This window comes from Sediminicoccus sp. KRV36, assembly GCF_023243115.1.
GTDB lineage: Bacteria > Pseudomonadota > Alphaproteobacteria > Acetobacterales > Acetobacteraceae > Roseococcus.
In genome coordinates, this window is the sequence record NZ_CP085081.1 from 2,597,498 (window position 1) to 2,616,069 (window position 18,572).

18 protein-coding genes are annotated in these 18,572 nt (G+C 66.8%); 9 read left to right on the forward strand and 9 right to left on the reverse strand.

The features are described 5' to 3' along the window. Positions 1 to 18: 18 nt before the first annotated feature. From LHU95_RS12150 to LHU95_RS12165, 4 genes are all read right to left on the reverse strand, one after another. Complete coding sequence (locus LHU95_RS12150) at positions 19 to 1,170, reverse strand: aminotransferase (protein ID WP_248707223.1); 1,152 nt, start codon at positions 1,168 to 1,170, stop codon at positions 19 to 21. Positions 1,171 to 1,177: 7 nt separating this feature from the next. After that, on the reverse strand, positions 1,178 to 1,858 hold the full coding sequence (locus LHU95_RS12155; RefSeq protein ID WP_248707224.1) for a carbonic anhydrase: 681 nt from the start codon (positions 1,856 to 1,858) through the stop codon (positions 1,178 to 1,180). 14 nt (positions 1,859 to 1,872) lie between these two features. Then, a complete protein-coding gene (locus LHU95_RS12160) occupies positions 1,873 to 2,385 on the reverse strand; it encodes a DNA-3-methyladenine glycosylase 2 family protein (RefSeq protein ID WP_248707225.1) in 513 nt (170 codons plus the stop codon). 97 nt (positions 2,386 to 2,482) lie between these two features. Continuing rightward, entirely contained in the window at positions 2,483 to 3,859 is a 1,377-nt protein-coding gene (locus tag LHU95_RS12165) for a carbohydrate porin (protein ID WP_248707226.1), read from the reverse strand. Positions 3,860 to 3,977: 118 nt separating this feature from the next. On the opposite strand from LHU95_RS12165, the gene LHU95_RS12170 reads away from it, so the two are divergent. The 3 genes from LHU95_RS12170 to LHU95_RS12180 all read left to right on the forward strand — a co-directional run bounded on the left by LHU95_RS12170 (position 3,978) and on the right by LHU95_RS12180 (position 6,305). Further along, on the forward strand, positions 3,978 to 4,682 hold the full coding sequence (locus LHU95_RS12170; protein WP_248707227.1) for an RraA family protein: 705 nt from the start codon (positions 3,978 to 3,980) through the stop codon (positions 4,680 to 4,682). Positions 4,683 to 4,821: 139 nt separating this feature from the next. Next, on the forward strand, positions 4,822 to 5,319 hold the full coding sequence (locus tag LHU95_RS12175) for a thioesterase family protein (protein WP_248707228.1): 498 nt from the start codon (positions 4,822 to 4,824) through the stop codon (positions 5,317 to 5,319). 80 nt (positions 5,320 to 5,399) lie between these two features. Next, complete coding sequence (locus LHU95_RS12180; protein ID WP_248707229.1) at positions 5,400 to 6,305, forward strand: dioxygenase; 906 nt, start codon at positions 5,400 to 5,402, stop codon at positions 6,303 to 6,305. On the opposite strand, the gene LHU95_RS12185 is transcribed toward LHU95_RS12180, so the two are convergent. The 5 genes from LHU95_RS12185 to LHU95_RS12205 form a co-directional block, all read right to left on the reverse strand. Then, positions 6,289 to 7,779: a tripartite tricarboxylate transporter permease gene (locus LHU95_RS12185; RefSeq protein ID WP_248707230.1), complete on the reverse strand. Its 1,491-nt coding sequence runs from the start codon at positions 7,777 to 7,779 to the stop codon at positions 6,289 to 6,291. The two genes, LHU95_RS12180 and LHU95_RS12185, sit on opposite strands and share 17 nt — an antisense overlap. Continuing rightward, a complete protein-coding gene (locus LHU95_RS12190) occupies positions 7,776 to 8,204 on the reverse strand; it encodes a tripartite tricarboxylate transporter TctB family protein (RefSeq protein ID WP_248707231.1) in 429 nt (142 codons plus the stop codon). Before LHU95_RS12190 ends, LHU95_RS12185 begins: the two co-directional genes overlap by 4 nt. A gap of 160 nt (positions 8,205 to 8,364) precedes the next feature. Beyond that, positions 8,365 to 9,357, reverse strand: coding sequence for a tripartite tricarboxylate transporter substrate-binding protein (locus tag LHU95_RS12195; protein WP_248707232.1), 993 nt, complete (start codon positions 9,355 to 9,357; stop codon positions 8,365 to 8,367). Between the two features lie 106 nt (positions 9,358 to 9,463). Then, on the reverse strand, positions 9,464 to 9,886 hold the full coding sequence (locus LHU95_RS12200; RefSeq protein ID WP_248707233.1) for a cupin domain-containing protein: 423 nt from the start codon (positions 9,884 to 9,886) through the stop codon (positions 9,464 to 9,466). Between the two features lie 3 nt (positions 9,887 to 9,889). Then, positions 9,890 to 11,200 carry an FAD-binding oxidoreductase gene (locus LHU95_RS12205; protein WP_248707234.1) on the reverse strand — a complete coding sequence of 437 codons (1,311 nt, stop codon included), beginning with the start codon at positions 11,198 to 11,200 and terminating at the stop codon, positions 9,890 to 9,892. Positions 11,201 to 11,350: 150 nt separating this feature from the next. On the opposite strand from LHU95_RS12205, the gene LHU95_RS12210 reads away from it, so the two are divergent. From LHU95_RS12210 to LHU95_RS12235, 6 genes are all read left to right on the forward strand, one after another. Further along, entirely contained in the window at positions 11,351 to 12,997 is a 1,647-nt protein-coding gene (locus tag LHU95_RS12210) for an amidohydrolase (protein ID WP_248707235.1), read from the forward strand. Continuing rightward, positions 12,997 to 13,938, forward strand: coding sequence for an ABC transporter permease (locus LHU95_RS12215; protein ID WP_248707236.1), 942 nt, complete (start codon positions 12,997 to 12,999; stop codon positions 13,936 to 13,938). The genes LHU95_RS12210 and LHU95_RS12215 overlap by 1 nt, the downstream gene beginning before the upstream one ends. A 68-nt stretch (positions 13,939 to 14,006) precedes the next feature. Further along, complete coding sequence (locus LHU95_RS12220; protein WP_248707237.1) at positions 14,007 to 14,813, forward strand: ABC transporter permease; 807 nt, start codon at positions 14,007 to 14,009, stop codon at positions 14,811 to 14,813. Between the two features lie 71 nt (positions 14,814 to 14,884). Beyond that, complete coding sequence (locus LHU95_RS12225; protein WP_248707238.1) at positions 14,885 to 16,489, forward strand: ABC transporter substrate-binding protein; 1,605 nt, start codon at positions 14,885 to 14,887, stop codon at positions 16,487 to 16,489. A 27-nt stretch (positions 16,490 to 16,516) separates the two neighbouring features. Continuing rightward, positions 16,517 to 17,068, forward strand: coding sequence for a hypothetical protein (locus LHU95_RS12230; RefSeq protein ID WP_248707239.1), 552 nt, complete (start codon positions 16,517 to 16,519; stop codon positions 17,066 to 17,068). Positions 17,069 to 17,090: 22 nt separating this feature from the next. Next, entirely contained in the window at positions 17,091 to 18,524 is a 1,434-nt protein-coding gene (locus tag LHU95_RS12235; protein ID WP_248707240.1) for an amidohydrolase family protein, read from the forward strand. The last annotated feature ends 48 nt before the right edge of the window (positions 18,525 to 18,572 follow it).

Here is an 18,572-nt window from a genome sequence, read left to right on the forward strand (position 1 = left end):
ACCCACCGCAACCGGACGCTAGACCAGCCCCGCCAGCCGTTGCGGCAATTCGGCCAGCCGCTCGGCCTCTGCATTGGCGAAGGCAAGGCGCAGGTGCCGCTCCTGGCCGGGGCCGAAGAAGGGGCCGGGCAGGGTCATCAATCCGTGTTCGGCGGCCAGGAATTCCGCGGCCTGCATGGCATCCGGCGCACCATCGGGCAGGCGCAGATACGCGAAATAGCTGCCCATGGCGTCAATCCAGTCATTGTTCAGCGCGGCCCGGCAGGCCGCCGCCCGCGCCTGCATGATCTTCCGATTGTCCGAGCGCCAGTCGCGCAAAGCGGGAATGGCCCAGGCCACGGCCTGTTGCGCCGGCCGCGCCGGGCAGATCTGCAGCGTATCCAGCGCCTTCGCCAATTGCTCCTGGAAGGCCTCCCCCGCGATCACGGCGCCCAGGCGGTGCCCCGGAATGCAATAAGCCTTGGAAAAACTGTAGAGATGAACCAGCACATCGCCCCAATCGGGGTCGCCGAACAGGCTGTGCGGCACGCGGTTCGGCAGGAAGTCCCGGTAGGTCTCGTCCAGCACCAGCCAGATGCCCCGCCGCCGCGCGAGTTCGGCGAAGGCGGCGATGACTTGGGGCGGATAGACAGCACCCGTCGGGTTGTTCGGGCTCACCAGCAGGATGGCGCGGGTTTGCGCATCCATCAGCGTCTCCGCCAGGACCACATCGGGCACGAAGCCGAGGGCGGCCTGGCAGGGCAGGGGCCGGGCGACCACGCCGGCCATGCTCAGCGCCATCTCATGGTTGAAATACCAGGGCGTGGGCACGAGAACATTCTCGCCCGGTGCCGCGATCACCTTCATCGCCATGGCGAAAGCGAGGTTGCAGCCGGCGGTGATCGCCACATGCTCCGTCCCGATGGCGGCGCCATAGAAGCCGCTGGCATCCTCCGCCAGGGCCGCGCGCAAAGCTTCGTCACCGGCGATCGGGCCATAGCTGGCCGCGGCGCGTGATGCGGCGGCCTCGCCCAGCCGCGCCAGCAGCTCAGGATGCGGCGGATAGCCTGGCACGGCCTGCGTCAAGTCAAGCGCCGGCCCCGCCTGACCGCGGTAGCGCGCGGCCCAGGCGCGGGCCGCGGGAATCGCGGGGTCGGCGGTAGCGAGGATGGTGGGCGAAAAACGCGGCATGCTGGCCTCAGGCTTCGAGGATGGTGACCCGACCCTTGTCCAGGTCGTAATAGGCCGCCTCCACCCGCAATGCGCCGGAGGCGATGGCGGGCGAAAGGGCGGATGGCTGGTCCCGCAGCCGGCGCGCGGTGAGGCGCGCATGCATCTTGATCGTGGCATCCAGCATGTTGGCCGGGTTCCCACGCCGCGCTTCAGCGACGGCGGGCAGGATGGGCTCGACCACCGCCATCAGCGCGCCGGGCAGCCGCGCACCCTGTTCGGCCACCTGGATCGCCGCGCCCACTGCGCCACAGCGCTCATGCCCCAGGGCAATGATCACCGAGACACCCAGGGTGTTCGTGGCGAATTCCAGGCTGCCCAGGCCATCGGTGAACAGCGAATTGCCGGCGATGCGCACGGTGAATACCTCACCCAGGGTTGCCCGGAACAGCGCCTCAGGGGCCGTGCGGCTATCGGCGCAGCCCAGAATGGCGGCAAAAGGCGCCTGGCCGCGCGCCAATGCCCGGCGGCGGGTCGCATAGTCACCGGGTGGGGCCGGCGCATCGGCCACGAAGCGCCGATTGCCCTCCATCAAGCGGTTCAGCGATTGCGCTGGCGTCAGCGTGTTGCGTGCGGGGGCGTCCTGCGCCTGGGCCGCTGTGGTGGCGCAAAAGGCGCAGGCGAAGGCCAATCGGCGGGAGATCTGCATGGCACCTTTATCCTTCATGGATCTTCGATCAGGGGGCGGCCCGTTTCGTGTCGCCAGTGATGCCAAAGCAGGCGGGCAGCCAGGGAACGCGCAGGGGACCACGCCTCGGCCAGCCTGGCCAGGGCACGCGGCGCGGGGCGGGCCTCCAGCGCGAAAAGATGCCGTGCGGAATTGGCCAGAGCGATGTCGCCCGAGGGGAAGATATCCGTGCGGCCCTCGGCGAAGATGAGATGCACCCCGGCCGTCCAGGGGCCAAGGCCCTTCACGCCGCTCAGCATCGCGATCGCTTCCACGTCATTCAGCGCGGCAAGCCGCGCGAAATCCAGCCTGCCATCCAGGCATGCCGTGGCGAGGCTGCGCGCATGCGCGGCCTTCGGGCGGGACAGGCCCGCCACGCCGCACAGGGTTGCGTCATCCAAAGCGAGCAACCCCTCCGGCGCCAGCGCGCCGGGCAGCGCCGAAAGCCGGCGCCAGATGGCACCCGCCGCCTGGTTGCTGATCTGCTGGCCGCAGATGGTGCGCAGCAAGCCCGGGAAGCCACGCGGGCGGCTGCGCCAGGGCAGGGGGCCCGCACGCTGCTCGATGCCGGCGAAGCGTGGTTCGGCGGCGAACAGCGAGGCACGCTCAGAAGGCGACGCGCATCCGCAGGCTGAAGATGGAGACGGGACCACGGTCCGCATTGTAGGCCGGGTTCACCACGAGGGTATAGCCGAGTGCGGCGTTCACGCCGGGGGCGATGCGCGCATCGTAATAGGTCTCGGTCAGCCATTCGGGGCGGTAGTTCAGCCGTCCGTCGCCGGTGATGAAGCCGATGCCGCCATCCTCCAGGTATCGCCGCCGCCCGCCGCTGATCCAGCCGATATTGGTCCCGAGGCCGATCGTGTCGCTCGGCCGGCCCCATCGCTGCCCGGTGAGTGCCGCGCCGGCGCTCAAGGCGCGGTCCATCTCGGTGAACATCCAGTTCTGCGTCTGCCCGTCATTCCAGGATGCGCGGGCGAAGACGCCGAAATCCTGGGTGATCTCCTGGTCGAAGGAGAGGTTGGCGTTGTTCTTGGCGCGATAGCCGTAGGGGTTGATGTCGAACGTCTGGAAGCCGTTGCTGAACAGCTCGTTCCAGCGTGATTGCCGGGCGCGGGAATACCCATAGATCAGCCGCAGCGCGCCCTCGCGCTCGCCGATCCGCCAGAAGCGCTCCACCGAGGCGAGAAGCTGGAAGCCGCGCGTGATGGAGGGGTCCAGGAACAGGCCATTGACCTGCCGTGCCACGCGAAACGCGCCGCCACGCACCGCCCATGTGCCGTTTTCCCATTCCACGGCCAAGCCCTCGGTATAGCCCCGGGCATCGGCCGCGTAGTCGAAGGCGCCGCCGCCGACGAGGGCCCAGCTCATGAATTGCGTGCGCGGATCATGCGCGTAGCGGTTGTCGTCGAAGATGTCCCACACGGCGAATTTGCCGAGCGTGATGGTGATGCGCTCGCGCGGCAGCGGCGTGGTGAAGCGCAGCGGGTCATTGTCGGGCGGGACCGTGTCCTCGGAGAGGGCGATGGTCTGGCGGATGAAGAGGCGCGGGACGGAAACGGTGGGGTCGGTGCTGCCCAGCCGGAACGCCTCGCCATTCGGGAAGGCGGCGATGCCGGTCGAGTTGGAGAGGCCGAAGCCCCGCGTGAGGGTAGGGTTGAAGATCACCTCCGCGCCCTGCCAGAGGCGCCGGCCCAGGATCAGGTCGGTCGAGAGCGTGTTGCGCGCCTGGGCGGCCGGGGTGAAGCTGCCCTCCGCCCGATAGGGCGAGCGGAAGCCGGCATTGCCCTGCAGGATGAAGGTGGCCTGGCCGCGGATCATCCAGCCCAGCTCCTCCAGCCGGTCCTGCTTGGCGGCGAGGCTGGGGATGAGCGCATCATCGGGCGGGCCGATATTGGGCGTGCCGGCCGAGCCGAAGCGCCCGGTCTGCGCCGTGGCGAAGCCCGGCAGCAGCAAGATCAGCATGAGGATGAGTGCGCGCATGTGCCCGAGGCTTTAGCAGGCTGGACCCGGCTGTCCATCGTATCACCCCATTGTCATCCGCCCGGTTTGACGCGCGCGCCGCATCGCCCGAAACTCATGGCAACCCCAGGAGGAACACATGGCCCAACGTCCCTACACCCAAGCCGATCTCGATGCGCTTTGCGCCTGGGATACGCCCACCATCTGCAACGCACTCGAACTCGTGGTGCCTGCCCGGCGCGGCTATGGCTTCACCGTCCGCACCTTCGATTGCGCGCATCCCTCCATGTCGCCGATCTGCGGGCCGGCCCGCGTGGGCACCATCCGCGCGCAATTCCCCTCGGGCCGCACCAAGGAGCAGGACCGCGCCTCGCGCATCGGCTGGTATGAATACGTGGCCAATACCGACATGCCGACGGTGGTGATCCTGCAGGACCTCGATGACGTGCCCGGCACGGGCGCCTTCTGGGGCGAGGTGAACACCAATGTGCACAAGGGCCTGAAGGCGCTGGGCTGCGTCACCAATGGCTCGATCCGCGATCTCGACATGGTGGCCCCGGAGTTCCAGCTGCTGGGCATCATCAACCCGAGCCATGCCTATGTGCACGTGGTGGATTGGGGCCGTCCGGTCACCGTGCACGGCATGCAGGTGGTGCATGACGAGGTGGTCCATGCCGACCGCCACGGCGCCGTCACCATCCCCGCCGAAGCCGTGAAGGGCCTGCCCGCCGCCATTGACCTGCTGAGCCGCAAGGAAGCGGTGATCCTGGACATGGCCAAGCGCGCGGATTTTGATATCGGCAAGCTGCGCGAGGCGCTGTCGAAATCCGACGATATTCATTAAGTTGACCCCCTCAGACGCCGGGCGCGCGCATCCGCGCGCTTGGCTTCGGAACGCCGAAGCGTTCCGCCGGGCCTGTTTGCACCGGATCGTCGCTGGGCGCGTCCGGTTTGGTCGAATGGTCGTCGGTGGAGGCTGCTGAATGCCGTTTGTCGAGAATGGGCCGAAGCCGCGGCTGGAGGATGGCTGGTTCCGGTGGGATGAGCCTCTGGTCTCGGTGAAGCCGCAATGGGTGGATGGCTACCGCCATCTCAACATGGGCTACTACCTCGTCGCCTATGACCTCCAGACGGACCGGCTTTGGCCGCATCTGGGCCTCGGCACCCCGCTGAAACAGGGCGGCCTTGGCACCTTCGCGGCCGAAGCCTGGCTCGACTACCAGCGCGAAATGACCGAAGCCATGCCCATCGGCGCGGAAAGCACCGTGCTCGCCAGTGACGACAAGCGGCTGCTGCTCCGGCATCGCATGTTCCACTTCACCGAAGGCTGGACCGCCTCCGAGCATGAGGTGCTGTACCTATGCGTGGACCTGAAGATTCGCCGCGTGACCCCCTGGCCCGATGAGGTCAGGACCATCTTCGCGGGCTATGCCACCGGCGCCCCTGCCAAGCGCCTGGCCCTGAAGCGGCGCAACGCTTGACCCTGGGGCGCGCCGACCGGCACGCTGCGCCCTGAAGCAACAGAACGACCGCTCCAGGCAGCCGGTCGCGAGGACACGTGATGCAGGATCTCGACAGCACCCAGATCACCGAAGCCGCCATTGCGCAGATGGCGAATACGCCCGATCCGCGCATGCGCGAGATCATGGAGGCCGCCGTGCGCCACCTGCACGCCTTCGCGCGCGAAACCAGACTGACGCCCGATGAATGGCTGAAGGGGATCGCTTATCTGACCGCCGTGGGTCAGGCCTGCACGCCTTACCGGCAGGAATTCATCCTGCTTTCGGATGTGCTCGGCCTTTCGCGCCTGGTGAACGTCATGCACGACGCCAAGGGCCGTGAGGAAGTGGGCACCGAGAGCAGCCTGCTTGGTCCCTTCTTCCGCGAAGGTGCGCCGGAAATCCCGATGGGCGGCAGCATCGCCGGGACTTCGACCGGGCCGGAAATCGTGATCTTCGGCCAGGTGACGGACGGCCAGGGCCAGGGCGTCCCGGAAGCCCGGATCGATGTCTGGCAGACCGATGCCGATGGCCTCTATGACCTCCAGGCGCATGACCCGAGTGTGATGGAAATGCGCGGCCAACTGCGTTGCGATGCCGAGGGCCGGTTTCATTTCCGCACGCTCAAGCCGCTCGGCTATTCCATCCCGATGGACGGGCCGGTGGGGGCCATGGTGCGCCAGCAGAACCGCCACGGCTTCCGCCCCGCGCATATCCACATCCTGGTTGCCGCACCTGGTTACCGGGAATTGGTGACCGCGCTGTATTTTGGCGATGACCCGAACATTGATAGCGACACGGTGTTCGGCGTCTCGGCCTCGCTCGTCATCACCGAGAGCCTGGCCCTGCCAGATGCGCCGGTGCCGGGCGTGCCCAGCGTCCGCTACGACTTCACCCTCTCGCGCGAGACGGAGGGCGGTGGCGGACGGGTGGGTTCGGACCCATCCCGCCTCATGCCCGCCGGCTGAGCCGCGCGCCCACCAGCGGCCACAGCAGCGCACCCAGCGTCATCAGCCACAGGATGATGGAGACGGGCGAGCCCAGCAGCGCCATGACATCGCCATCCGAGAGCGACATGGCGCGGCGCAGATTATCCTCCAGCATGCGGCCCAGCACGAAGCCGAGCACGATGGGCACCAGCGGCACATCGAGCTTGCGGAAGGCCCACCCCATGATGCCGAAGCCGATGGCCAGCAGCAGGTCAAAGGCCGAATTGCTGGCGGCATAGACACCGGCGAAACTGAGTGCCAGCACACCCGGATAAAGCACCCAGGCCGGCACCGTCAGCAGCCGCGCGAAGATGCCGACAAGCGGCAGGTTCAGCAGCAGCAGCATGCAATTGCCGATATACATGGAGGCGATCAGCCCCCAGGCGACATCGGGCCTTTGCTCGAACAGCAAGGGCCCGGGCGTGATGTTGTACATCAGCAGCGCGCCCAGCAGCACCGCCGTGGTGCCCGAGCCCGGAATCCCCAGCGACAGCATGGGCACGAGGTTGCCGATCTGCGCCGCGTTATCCGCCGTCTCGGGTGCGGCGACGCCGCGCATGTCGCCCTGGCCGAATTTGCCATTGGCCTCATTGAGGCGCTTCTCGGCCGTATAGGACAGCGCGCTCGCCACCGAGGCACCCGCACCTGGCAGCACGCCGATGACGAAGCCGATGCCCGTGGCGCGCATCATGGCGGGCACGCAGAAAATGATCTCGGCCAGGGTCAGCCGCTGGCCCTGGCCGAGCTTCGCGGCCTCGGCCCGGATGCGGGTTTCGATCAGCAGCAGGATTTCACCGATGGCGAAAAGGCCGATGGCCAGCACGGTGAAATCGAGGCCCCCCAGCAATTCCATCGAGCCCGCGGTGAAGCGCTCCACCCCCGTGCCGGAATCGATGCCGATCATGGCGAGCAGGATGCCCAGACACCCCGCCGCCCAGGCCTTGGGCGCCGAACCGCCCCCCACAGCCCCGAGGAGCGAGAGGGCAAAGGCAATCAGCGCCACATAATCGGCCGGCGAAAAGGCGACAGCGACGCGCGCCAGCGGCACGGAGAGAAACGTCATCAGCACCACCGAGATCGTGGCTCCGATGAAGCTGCCAATGCCCGAGATGGCCAGTGCGGCCCCGCCGCGGCCCTGCTTGGCGAGCGGGTGCCCATCCAGCGTGGTCAGCACGGCCGAGGGCTCGCCCGGCATGTTGAGCAGGATCGCCGTGATCCGCCCGCCATAGCCCGAGCCATAATAGACGGCCGCCAGCAGGATCAGCGCCGATTCCGGCGGCAGCCGCAAGGCGAGGCAGAAGGGCAGCAGCAGGGCGATGGCGTTCAGCGGGCCGATGCCCGGCAGCACGCCGATCGCCGTGCCGATGATGCAGCCGATCAGCGCCAGGAAGATGTTGGTGGGCTGCAGGGCCACGGCGAAGCCGCCGCCCAGCGCCGCGAAGGTCTCGATCATATCCCGAGGAATCCTTTGGGCAGCGGCAGATCCAGCACACGGTCGAACAGGCCCCAGAGCGCCGCGCTGGTGATCAGCCCGGTGACGAGTGCGGCCAGGGGCCGCGCGCCAAACAGCAGCGCGACGCCGCTGGCGAGCAGAAGCGTCGCCACCAGGAAGCCGAGCGGCACGAGCAACAGCGCATATCCCGCCATGACAACGACCAGCAGCGGCGGGGCGGCAAGGCGCTCCGGCCATTCAAACGCGGCGCCGCGCGGAAGGAGCAGAAGCGCGCCGCAAGCGGCCATGATGAGGGCCACGGCCGTAGGGAAAGCGCGCGGCCCCAGCGGATCGGCGGCGAAGGGCACCTCCAGCGATTGCGCGGACCAGATGGCAAGGCCCGCCAGAGCGAGCAGGAGCAGCCCCAGCACGCGCCCGGCGGTCATGCTGGCGCGCCTCGCGGCGCTGCGCGCCTGCCGGCGGTCATGCCGTTGCGCCTCGCGGCGCTTCGCCCCTGCCGGCGGTCATGCAGTTGCGCCTCGCGGCGCTGCGCGCCTGCCGGCGGTCATGCCGTTGCGCCTCGCGGCGCTGCGCGCCTGCCGGCGGTCATTGGCTCTGCGTGACCAGGCCGACTTCGCGGGCCAGTTGTCGGAATTCGGCCGTGCGGCGCTTGGCCAGCTCCGCATATTCGGCGCCCACCAGGTTGAATTCGAACAACCCCTGCGCCGCGCGCGCCTCGGGCCAGGCCGGATGCGCCTGGAGGCGGCGAATGGCCTCAACCCAGAAGTTATAGGCCGCATCGGGCATTTGCGGCGGGCCGTAGAAGCCGCGCACGATGGGCCAATCCACCTCCACGCCCTGCTCGCGCGCGGTTGGCACACTGGCCAGCGCGCCGGGGAGGCGCTGGGCCGCCAGCACCGCCAGCAGCCGGATTTCACCCGCCTCGAACTGGCCGCGCACTTCCGAGGCATCGCCCGGGAAGGCCTGGATATGGCCGCCAAGCAGCGCCGCCATCGCCTGGCCACCACCCTCGAACGGCACATAGCGCATGCGGCGCGGGTCAGCGCCCGCGGCCCGCGCCACCAGCGCCGCCTTGTGCCAATCCTGGCTGCCGACCGCACCGCCGGCGCCCATCGGCACGCTGGCCGGATCGGCGCGAAGGGCCGCCATCAGGTCGGCGAGTGTCGCGAAGCGGCTGTCCCGCCGCACCGCAATCACCCCGTAATCCGCCCCGATTGCGCCGATCCAGCGCACATCATTCTCGCCAAAGCGGCCGAAGCGACCCTGGGCCATGTTGATCCAGGAGCCGGTGGAGATGGCCACGATCACATTCGGGTCAGCCCGACGCTGCGCGTTGATGTGGTTGATGGCCACCGCGCCGATGCCGCCCGGCATGTTCTGCGTGCGGATCGCCTGGGTCACGATGCCGGTTTCGTTCAGCATCCGCGTGGTCAGCCGGCAGGTCAGGTCAAAACCGCCGCCCGGGGCCGCGGGGGCGATGCATTCCGGGTTTTGCGGCGTGAAGCCGCCGGCGACCCCCTGGGCCTGCGCCATGACTGGCAGAAGGGCGGAAGCGGCCAGGAGCGCGCGGCGTTGCATGAAACTCTCCCCGATGCGGCCCGCTGGGCCGGGTGGATGTCCACGCCGCCCGGGCCGTTGTTTTCCAGCCTCTGGTGCGGGATTCGTGGCCCGCTTGCAAGCATGCTCAGCCGGGGACGGGAACCAGGCCGTGCCGGAGCATGACCTCCGTGACCAGCGCCGGATCAGGCGGGCCGCCCGGGCCGATCAAAGCGGCCAATTCGTGGAAATACGCGGCCCCCAGAACCCCGGGTGTCAGCACGGAAAGCGCCTTGGCCGTCTCTGTTCCCCGGTTGATGAAATGGTGGACGGCACCGCGCGGAATGAAGATGCAGTCGCCAGGCCCGGTGATGATTTCCTTGCCATTCACCGTCCAGACCATCTGGCCCGCAAGGCCATAGACCGTCTCCTCCCAGCTCTCATGGAAATGCGCCAGGGGGACGCGGGCGCCGGCGGGCACGGTCAGTTCGAACATATCCAGGCTGCCATGGGTGCTCTGCTTCTCCAGCAGGAAGCGGATCTCCAGCGCGCCGATGCGGATCACCTCCATGCCTCAGGCCATGATCCGGTCTACGCGGTCCCTGAGCCGGTACCAGCCGCCAACGAGGGGCAGGAACCAGTCCGGATTGCCGTCATAGAGGGCGCGCGTCGGGAAGTGCAGGCTGTCCAGCGCAAAGCCGGCATTGGCGGCGCCGGCGATTTTCAGCGCCGCATTGTGGCCCATCCAGGTCGCCATCGCCACACCGCTGCCCTGGCAGCCGGCGGCGTAATGCACGCCATCCTCGACGCCCAGATGCGGCAGGTAATCGAAGGTGAAGGCCACATTGCCGGTCCAGGCATGGGTGATGCGGACATCCTTCAGTTCCGGCAGCACCTCGAGCATCATGGCGTGCAGCCGGGGGGCCGCTTCCTCGGCCGTGACCGGGCCGAAGCTGGCGCGGCCGCCCCAAAGGATGCGCTTCCCGTCCGGCGAGGGGCGGTAGTAGTTCAGCACGCGCTTGGTGTCGCTGATCATGCGGCGCTTGGGGAAGATCTTCTCGATGCGCTCCTCGCCCAGTTCCTCGGTGGCGATGATGTAGCTGCCGATGGGCATGAGGCGCTTGGTCAGCCAGGGCATGGGCCCGCCACGGCTATAGCCGTTGGTGGCCATCAGCACCGCATCGGCGCGCATTTCCCCGCGCGTGGTGGTGAGGCGGAAGCCACCCGCCTCCTTTGTGGTGGCGGTGACGCGCACCTGGTCCACCAGATGGGCGCCGGCGCGCTCGGCCGCCGCTGCCAGGGCGCGGGCGTATTTGCCCGGATGCAGGCTGCCGGTGCCAGCCGCGAACATGCCACCGTGATAATGGTCCGTCGCCACGAAATCGCGCACGCCGTCCTTCGGGATCATCCGCGCTTCATCGCCACTGATCTCCTCGATCCGCGCGCGGTTGCCGGCCAGAGCCGCCAGATGCTTGGGCGTATAGGCGCCGACGAAACGGCCGCTGCGCAGATAGTCGCAATCCAGCCCTTCGCGCGCGATGGTCTCCTCGATGAAGGGGAAACTCGCCCCGCAGGCGCGGGCAATCTCGGCGGCTCTCTCCTCGCCGAAATTCTGCGTGAGCGGGCCGCGCGCCACTTTCAAGCCACCCGAGACCATGCCGCCATTGCGCGAGGAAGCGCCCCAGCCGATGCGCTCGGCATCCAGCACCGTAACCTCATGGCCGAGGCGCCGCAGCGTGAGTGCAGCCGAAAGTCCGGTATAGCCGCCGCCCACGACCGCCACCCGGGTTTGCGCCGGCAGCCCATTGTCGCGCGTCGGTGGTTCGGCGGCGTCCCACCAATAGGGGCGTGCCTCAAATCCGGGGGCGAAAATCCGGTCGCTCATCGCGCTGCCCAAGGCTTCGGCATGCGGGGTCTCCCTTGCTCGCTACTGAGCGTTGCACGGCATGGTGCGGAAGTGAAAGGCCCATCCGGGCGGTTGACGCGCCATCGGCCCCGCGTGAGCATCAAATCGTCATCAGGATTGAGCAGCAGTTTGAACGCGGACATCATCTTCACGGGCGGCAGCGTGTTTCGTGGCCTGACCGGTGGCATGGCCGAGGCGCTGGCAGTGGCGGGCGGGAAGGTGATGGCGGTGGGCTCGCGCGCCGAGATGGAGGCGCTGTCCGGTGCCGGGACGCGGCGTGTGGATCTGGCGGGGCGCCTGGCCATCCCGGCCTTTCATGAAGCGCATATGCATCTTCTGCCCTTCGGGCTCGGTCTTTCCATGGTCAATCTGCGCGCCGAAGAGGTCCGCAGCCTGGAAGAAACCCGCCGCCGCCTGCGCGCGGCCGCCGCGGCCACGCCCAAGGGCCAATGGGTCATGGGCTGGGGCTATGACCACGCGGCACTCGACATCGGCCGGCATCCGACCGTGACGGAGCTGGATGCCGCCGTGCCGGATCATCCGCTGCTGATCATGCGCACCTGCGGCCACATGGGTGTGGCCAACAGTGCCGCCCTGCGCGCTGCCGGCATTGGCCACAACACGCCGGACCCGGAAGGCGGCGTGATCGAACGCCGGGGCGGCGCTCTGACGGGGCTGATCCAGGAGCGCGCGCTCAGCCTTATCAAGGCCGCCATGCCCGAGCCGGATGAGGCGCGAATGGTGGATGCGATCGAGGCCGCCGGGCGACGCCTGGCCTCGCTCGGCTTCGCTTCAGCCACGGACATGAATGTCGGCATGACAGCCGGCATGGCCGAAGTGGCGGCCTATGAGCGCGCCGTGCGCGATGGCCGCTGCCTGCAACGCATGTGGCAGGTTCTGGCGGGCAACCCCGAGGGCATCGCCGATGCCGCCTGGGAGGCCGGGATGCGCCCCTGGCGGCCGGATTTGGGGCAGGGGGGCGATGACCTGGATGCCGCGCTGCGCTGGGGTGCGGTCAAGGTCTTCGCCGATGGCAGCGCGGGCGGGCTGACGGCCGCGTTTTTCGACCCCTATGTGCAGGGGGGCACCGGCGTCTTCACCTTCCCGACCGAGACCATCCATGCCCTGCTGGAGAAATACCACGGCCAGGGCTGGCAGCTGGATATCCACGCGATCGGCGATGCCGCCATCGAACAGGTGCTGACCGGCATGGAGGCCGCCGACGCCACGCCGGAACGCCGCCACCGCATCGAGCATTGCGGCTTCGTGACTCGCGATCAGATGCGGCGGATGAAGGCGCGCGGCATCCTGCCCGTGCCGCAGCCGGTCTTCATGTATGAATTCGGCGATCTGTATCTGCGCAACCTCGGCCAGGCGCGCACCGAAACCGCCTATCCGATGAAGACCTGGCTGGAGCAGGGACATCACCCCGCGGCCTCCTCCGACAGCCCGGTCTCCACGGTGGATCCTTTCCCCAACCTCCTCACCATGGTCACGCGCCGGACCAACCAGGGCACGGTCTTCGGCCCGGAGGAGCGGCTCTCCATCCAGGAGGCGCTGCATTGCTACACATGGTGCGGCGCCCACAGCAATTTCGCGGAAAGCCGGCGCGGCACGCTGGAGCCCGGCATGGATGCGGATATCGCCATCCTCTCGCAGGACATCACGGCCCTCGCGCCCGAGGAATATCTGGGCGTGCAATGCGATGCGACGCTGCGCGGCGGCATCGCCATCCATGACCGGCACGATGAGTTCAGGCGGGGGGAGTTCGCCTGATGCTGCGCCATGCCATGCAACGCATCGGCCTGGCCATTCCCGTGCTGTTCGGCGTGCTGCTGATCGGCTTTCTGCTGATGCAGGTGGTGCCGACCGACCCCGCCACGGTGCGCGCCGGCCCGCAGGCCACGGCCGAGATCGTGGCTGCCATCCGGACCGAATTGGGACTGGATGAGCCCATCTGGAAACAATTCGGCATCTATCTGGGCCGCCTCGCGCAAGGTGATCTGGGGGTCTCCATCATCAACAATGTGCCGGTCACGCAGGAATTGGGGGCGACCATCGGCCCGACGATGGAATTGATGTTCGCCTCGCTGCTCTGGTCCATCCCCACGGGGATTTTCCTGGGCACCATCGCGGCCTATTGGCGCGGCTCGCTGCTCGATAAGGGCATCATGGCCATCAGCGTGGCCGGGGTTTCCGTGCCGGTGTTTTTCCTGGGCCTCGTGCTGATCTGGTTCGTCGGTTTCCAGTGGCAGCTGCTTCCGTTCACCGGGCGCGGCGGGCCGCTCTGGAGCGTGGATGGCATTCGCGCGCTGATCCTGCCCGCCATCACGCTGGGCGGCGTGCTGGTCGGGCCCGTGGCGCGGATGACGCGCACGGCCGTCGTGGACACCCTTTCGGCCGATCACGTCCGCACCGCCCGCGCCAAGGGCCTGGCCGAGCATCTGGTGGTGCTGCGCCATGCATTGCGCAATGCGCTGATTCCGGTGGTGACGCTGATCGGGTTGCAGATCGGCTTCCTGCTGGGTGGTGCCGTGGTGACGGAAACCATCTTCTCCTGGCCCGGTGTGGGCCGGCTGGCGGTGGGCGCCATTCTCTCGGCGGATTTCCCGATGGCGCAGGGCACCATCATCGTGCTGAGTGCCGGCTTCATTCTGATCAACCTGACGGTGGATCTGCTTTACGCGGTGCTTGACCCGCGGGTGCGGCAATCATGAGCGCCACCATCGCGCCGCCGTCGCCGGCCAGCCAGATGGCACCGAGAAGGCCGTCACCGATCCGCATGATGATGCGCGACACCGGTGGTGCCATCAGCCTGGTCTTCGTGCTGCTCATCATCGCCGCGGCCCTGCTGGCGCCCTGGCTGGCGCCGCGTGATCCGTTCGAGACGGACCTCATGGCCATCATGCAGCCGCCCTCGGCCGAATACTGGTTCGGCACGGACGGGCAGGGCAGGGATATCCTGGCGCGCATGCTCTACGGGCTGCGCGTGACGCTGGGCATGGGGCTCGCCTCGCTCATCACGGGCGGGTTGCTGGGGGCGCTGATCGGCTTCCTCGCCGCCTTCTACAAGCGCGTGGACGGGCTGCTGATGCGGCTGATGGACATGCTACTGAGCTTCCCGGCCATCCTGTTCGGCCTCGCGCTCGCCGCCATTTTTGGCCCTGGGCTGACATCGGTCATCATTGCCCTGTCCATCGCGACGGTGCCGCTGATGGCGCGCATCGTGCGCAGTTCCGCCCTGGTGGTGATGGGCCTCGACTATATCGAGGCCGCGCGCGCCATCGGCATGAGCGATACGCGGCTGATCCTGCGGCATCTGGCGCCGAACTGCCTCTCGGCCATCTTCGTGTTTTCCACGCTGCGGCTGGGGCAGGTGATCCTGCTCGGCTCGGCGCTCTCCTTTCTTGGCCTCGGCGCGCAACCACCCATGGCGGAATTGGGCGCCATGGCCGCGCAGGGGCGCAACTTCCTGTTCATCGCGCCGCATATCAGCGTGATACCGTCCCTCGGCATCTTCGTGATTGTGCTCGCTTTCAACCTGCTGGGGGATGCGCTGCGCGACGCGCTCGACCCCCGGCTTCGCATTTGACGGGTCCGATCGTCCCGGCTGCTCGCCGGGGCGTGAATCGGCCCCGCATATCTTTGATGGAGACCGCACGCATGGTTCACCTTTGGAAACGCCTGGCACTCGGCGGCATCGCCGCCCTGGGCATCGCTGTGACGGCGGAGGCGCAGACGCAGCCGCGCAACCAGCTCACCATCATGCGTGAGATCGACAGCGACCGGTACGACCCGCACCGCTCCACGGCACTGGCCGGTGGCGAGGTGCTGACCATGCTCAGCGATACGCTGGTCAGCATGGCCTTCGACATGCGGACCATCCAGCCCGGCCTCGCCGAGCGGTGGGAGATTTCACCCGACGGCCTGACCTACACCTTCCATCTGCGCACCGACGTCACCTTCTGCGACGGCAAGCCCTTCACGGCCGCCGACATGGCCTTCAGCCTGAACCGCTGGATTGGCCGCACCACGCCGCGCATCGTCTCGCCCGTCGCCTGGCGCGCCGGCAATGTGAAGGAGATCCGCGCCACCGGGCCGCATACGCTGGTCTATGAGCTGAATGAGCCCTTCGGCGAGTTGCTCGCGCAGCTCACGTTGTTCTTCGGCTCGGCGCTGGACCCGGCCGCCGTGGAGCGGCTTGGCGATAATTTCGGCGTGCAGGGCTTCAACGGCACCGGCCCATATTGCTGGGGCAGCTGGACGCCACGCAACGAGATGGTCCTGACACGCCACCCGAATTACCGCTGGGGCCCGCCCAGCCTGGAGAACCGTGGCCCTGCCCATGTGGAGCGCATCGTCTGGCGCGTGATCCCGGAGGCCGCGGCCCGCGTGGCGGCGCTGCAGGCCAATCAGGCGGATGTGACCAACTACATCCCAGAAGCCTTCTGGGATGCAGTGCGCCGCGTTCCCAGCGTCACCATCTCCCAGCAGCCCAATTACTTCTGGGACTTCTTCATGGGCTTCAAGGTGGACAAGCCCGTGGTGAGTGACGTGGCGATCCGCCGCGCCGTGCACCAGGCCGTCAACCGCGAAGGCCTGGTCCGCGCCGTCTGGTCCGGCCATGCCGAAGTGGCCCGCAACATCGTGAACCCGCGCGCCGCCGATTATGACGCGCAATCGGACGCGATGGTGCCGGCCTTCGACCAGGCCGCCGCCCGCCGCACACTTGATGAAGCCGGCTGGCGCATGGGCGCCGATGGCGTGCGCGTGAAGGACGGCCAGCGCGCCACCTTCCTGCTCTATGGCATCAGCACGCTGGCCAATCAGCGCTCGGGCGAGATCATCCAGCAGGCTTTGCGCCAGGTGGGCATCGAGATGCGCATCCAGCTGTTTGACGCGACCGTCGCCTGGGGGCGCCTCGCCACACAGGAATTCGACGCCTTCTTCCTGAGCTACCCCTACGTCTCCGCGACCGATGCACTCAGCCTTTACTGGCACAGCCGCAACCGGCCGACGCCGAACCGCATGAACTGGGCCAACCCGCAGACTGACGCCTGGCTGGAAGGGGCGCGCCGCGCCATTGACCCGGCCGAGCGCGCGACACTCGCCGCCAACATCCAGCGGCAGCTGGCCGAGGAAGCGCCATGGCTGACCCTGGCGCGCAGCCAGATGCTGGTCTTCGCCGGGCCGCGCGTGACGGGGGCGCGGGCGCATGGCCTCTATGGCATCGGCATCTACAAGGGCCTGGATTTGAGGGTGCGCTGAATTTGCTAGAAATCGGAGAGCTAGGCGATGTTCTGGAAAGAAAAATCAGAGGACCAAATCAGGGAAACCTACCTTAGTGCTGCGGTATATTTCCCTGAGGCGTGTCGGAACATCGCCTATCGAGAAGGACTAGCAGATAGCGAAATTGCAGATACAATATGCCAATCCCTAATATTCGGGGCAGCCCGATTTTTTTGGGCTAGGCAGAAAAATACAGAAAAAAGAATTTTAATTCTCACAAGATTAGCAGAAGAAATAGCCAAAAAGCATATATTTCAAATCGTCGACACTGATCGCATAAAGTATCATAATGCAGAGAACGATTTGAATAAGCTAATTGAACAATCTACAAAATTAATAGTATCATCAAGTATTCCTCTATCTGAATCTATCGACTACGATCTCCAAAGAATTAGAGCAAATAATATAGGTGTGACAATATTTAACGAAACAACTCTTCATTTCTTGCGTGGTTTTGTCACTGTTGACAGGTATCACACACGAAAAGACGGATGTTGGGTTAATTTTTATCATCCAGTTCATCATTTATGTATGAAAATAATGGAAAATTCTAAATAATATTCGCTAAGAGGGCAGTTTCATGGCCATCACTCTGATCAAGAACGCCGATCTCGTCGTCGCCTGGGACGAGAGCGAGAAGCGCCACGCCTACCTCCCCGGCGGCGATGTCGCCTTCGAGGATGGCGTGCTGCGCTTTGTCGGGCGTGGTTACGAGGGAATCGCCGATGAGGTGATCTCGGGCTCCGGCATGATGGTCATGCCGGGTCTCGTGAACATCCACTCGCACCCGACCAGCGAGCCGATGAACAAGGGGCTGATTGATGAGATCGGCTCGCCCGGCCTCTACAATTCCTCGCTCTACGAGTTCATGCCGATCTTCCGTTCGGATGCGGAGGCGGTGCCGGATTGCGTGCGCGTGGCACTTTCGGAATTGCTGCTGAGCGGCGTCACCACGCTGGCCGATCTTTCCATGGCCCACCCCGGCTGGCTGGACCTGCTGGCCGAGGCGGGGATGCGCGTCTGCATCGCCCCCATGTTCAAATCGGCCAAGTGGTTCACCAAGAACGGCCATGTCGTCGAATATGAATGGGACGAGGCCGCCGGCGTGAAGGCGATGGAGGAGGCCTTCGCCCTCATCCAGCGCGCGGAACAGCACCCGAGCGGGCGCCTGTTCGGCATGGCCTGCCCCGCGCAGATTGACACCTGCGCGCCGGAATTGCTGCGTGACAGCCGCGCCGAGGCCAAGGCGCGCGGCCTGTCCTGGCAGATCCACGCGGCGCAATCCGTGGTGGAGTTCCACGAGATCACCCGCCGCCACGGCTTCACCCCCATCCAGTGGCTGCACGAGATGGGCCTGCTGGATGAGCGCGCCGTGATCGGCCATGGCATCTTCCTGGATGACCACCCGAGCACGCCCTGGCACACCAAGCGGGACCTCGACATCCTGGCCGACACCGGCACCACGGTCGCGCATTGCCCGACGGTGTTTGCCCGGCGTGGCATCACGCTGAAGGATTTCGGGCGCTACAAGCGGCGCGGCGTGAATCTGGGTGTGGGGACGGACACCTATCCGCACAATCTGCTGGATGAGATGCGCCTCGTCGCCTACCTCGCGCGGACCCAGGCCAATGATCCGCGCACCATGAGCACGACCGATGTGTTTGACGCCGCCACCATCGGCGGCGCGCGGGCATTGGGACGCAATGATATCGGCCGGCTTGCCGTCGGCTGCCGCGCGGATTTCGTTCTGGTGGATGCCACGCACCCGCGCATGCAGCCCAATCACGATCCTGTCCGCGCGCTGATCTATGCGGCAGGCGACCGTGCCGTGCGCGATGTCTATGTGGACGGCATCAAGGTGGTGGGCGATGGCGAGGTGCTAACGATGGATTTCAAGCAGGCCGCGCTGAATTTGAGCGAGGCGCAGAAGCGCATCGTGGCGCGCGCGCCGCAGCAGGATTGGGCGCACCGTCCCGTGGACAAGATCGCGGTGCCGACTTTCAAATGGTTGTAGAAAAAGTGGCCTCCGGCGGCTGGGGCCGGGGCCCCAGACCCCTTTCCT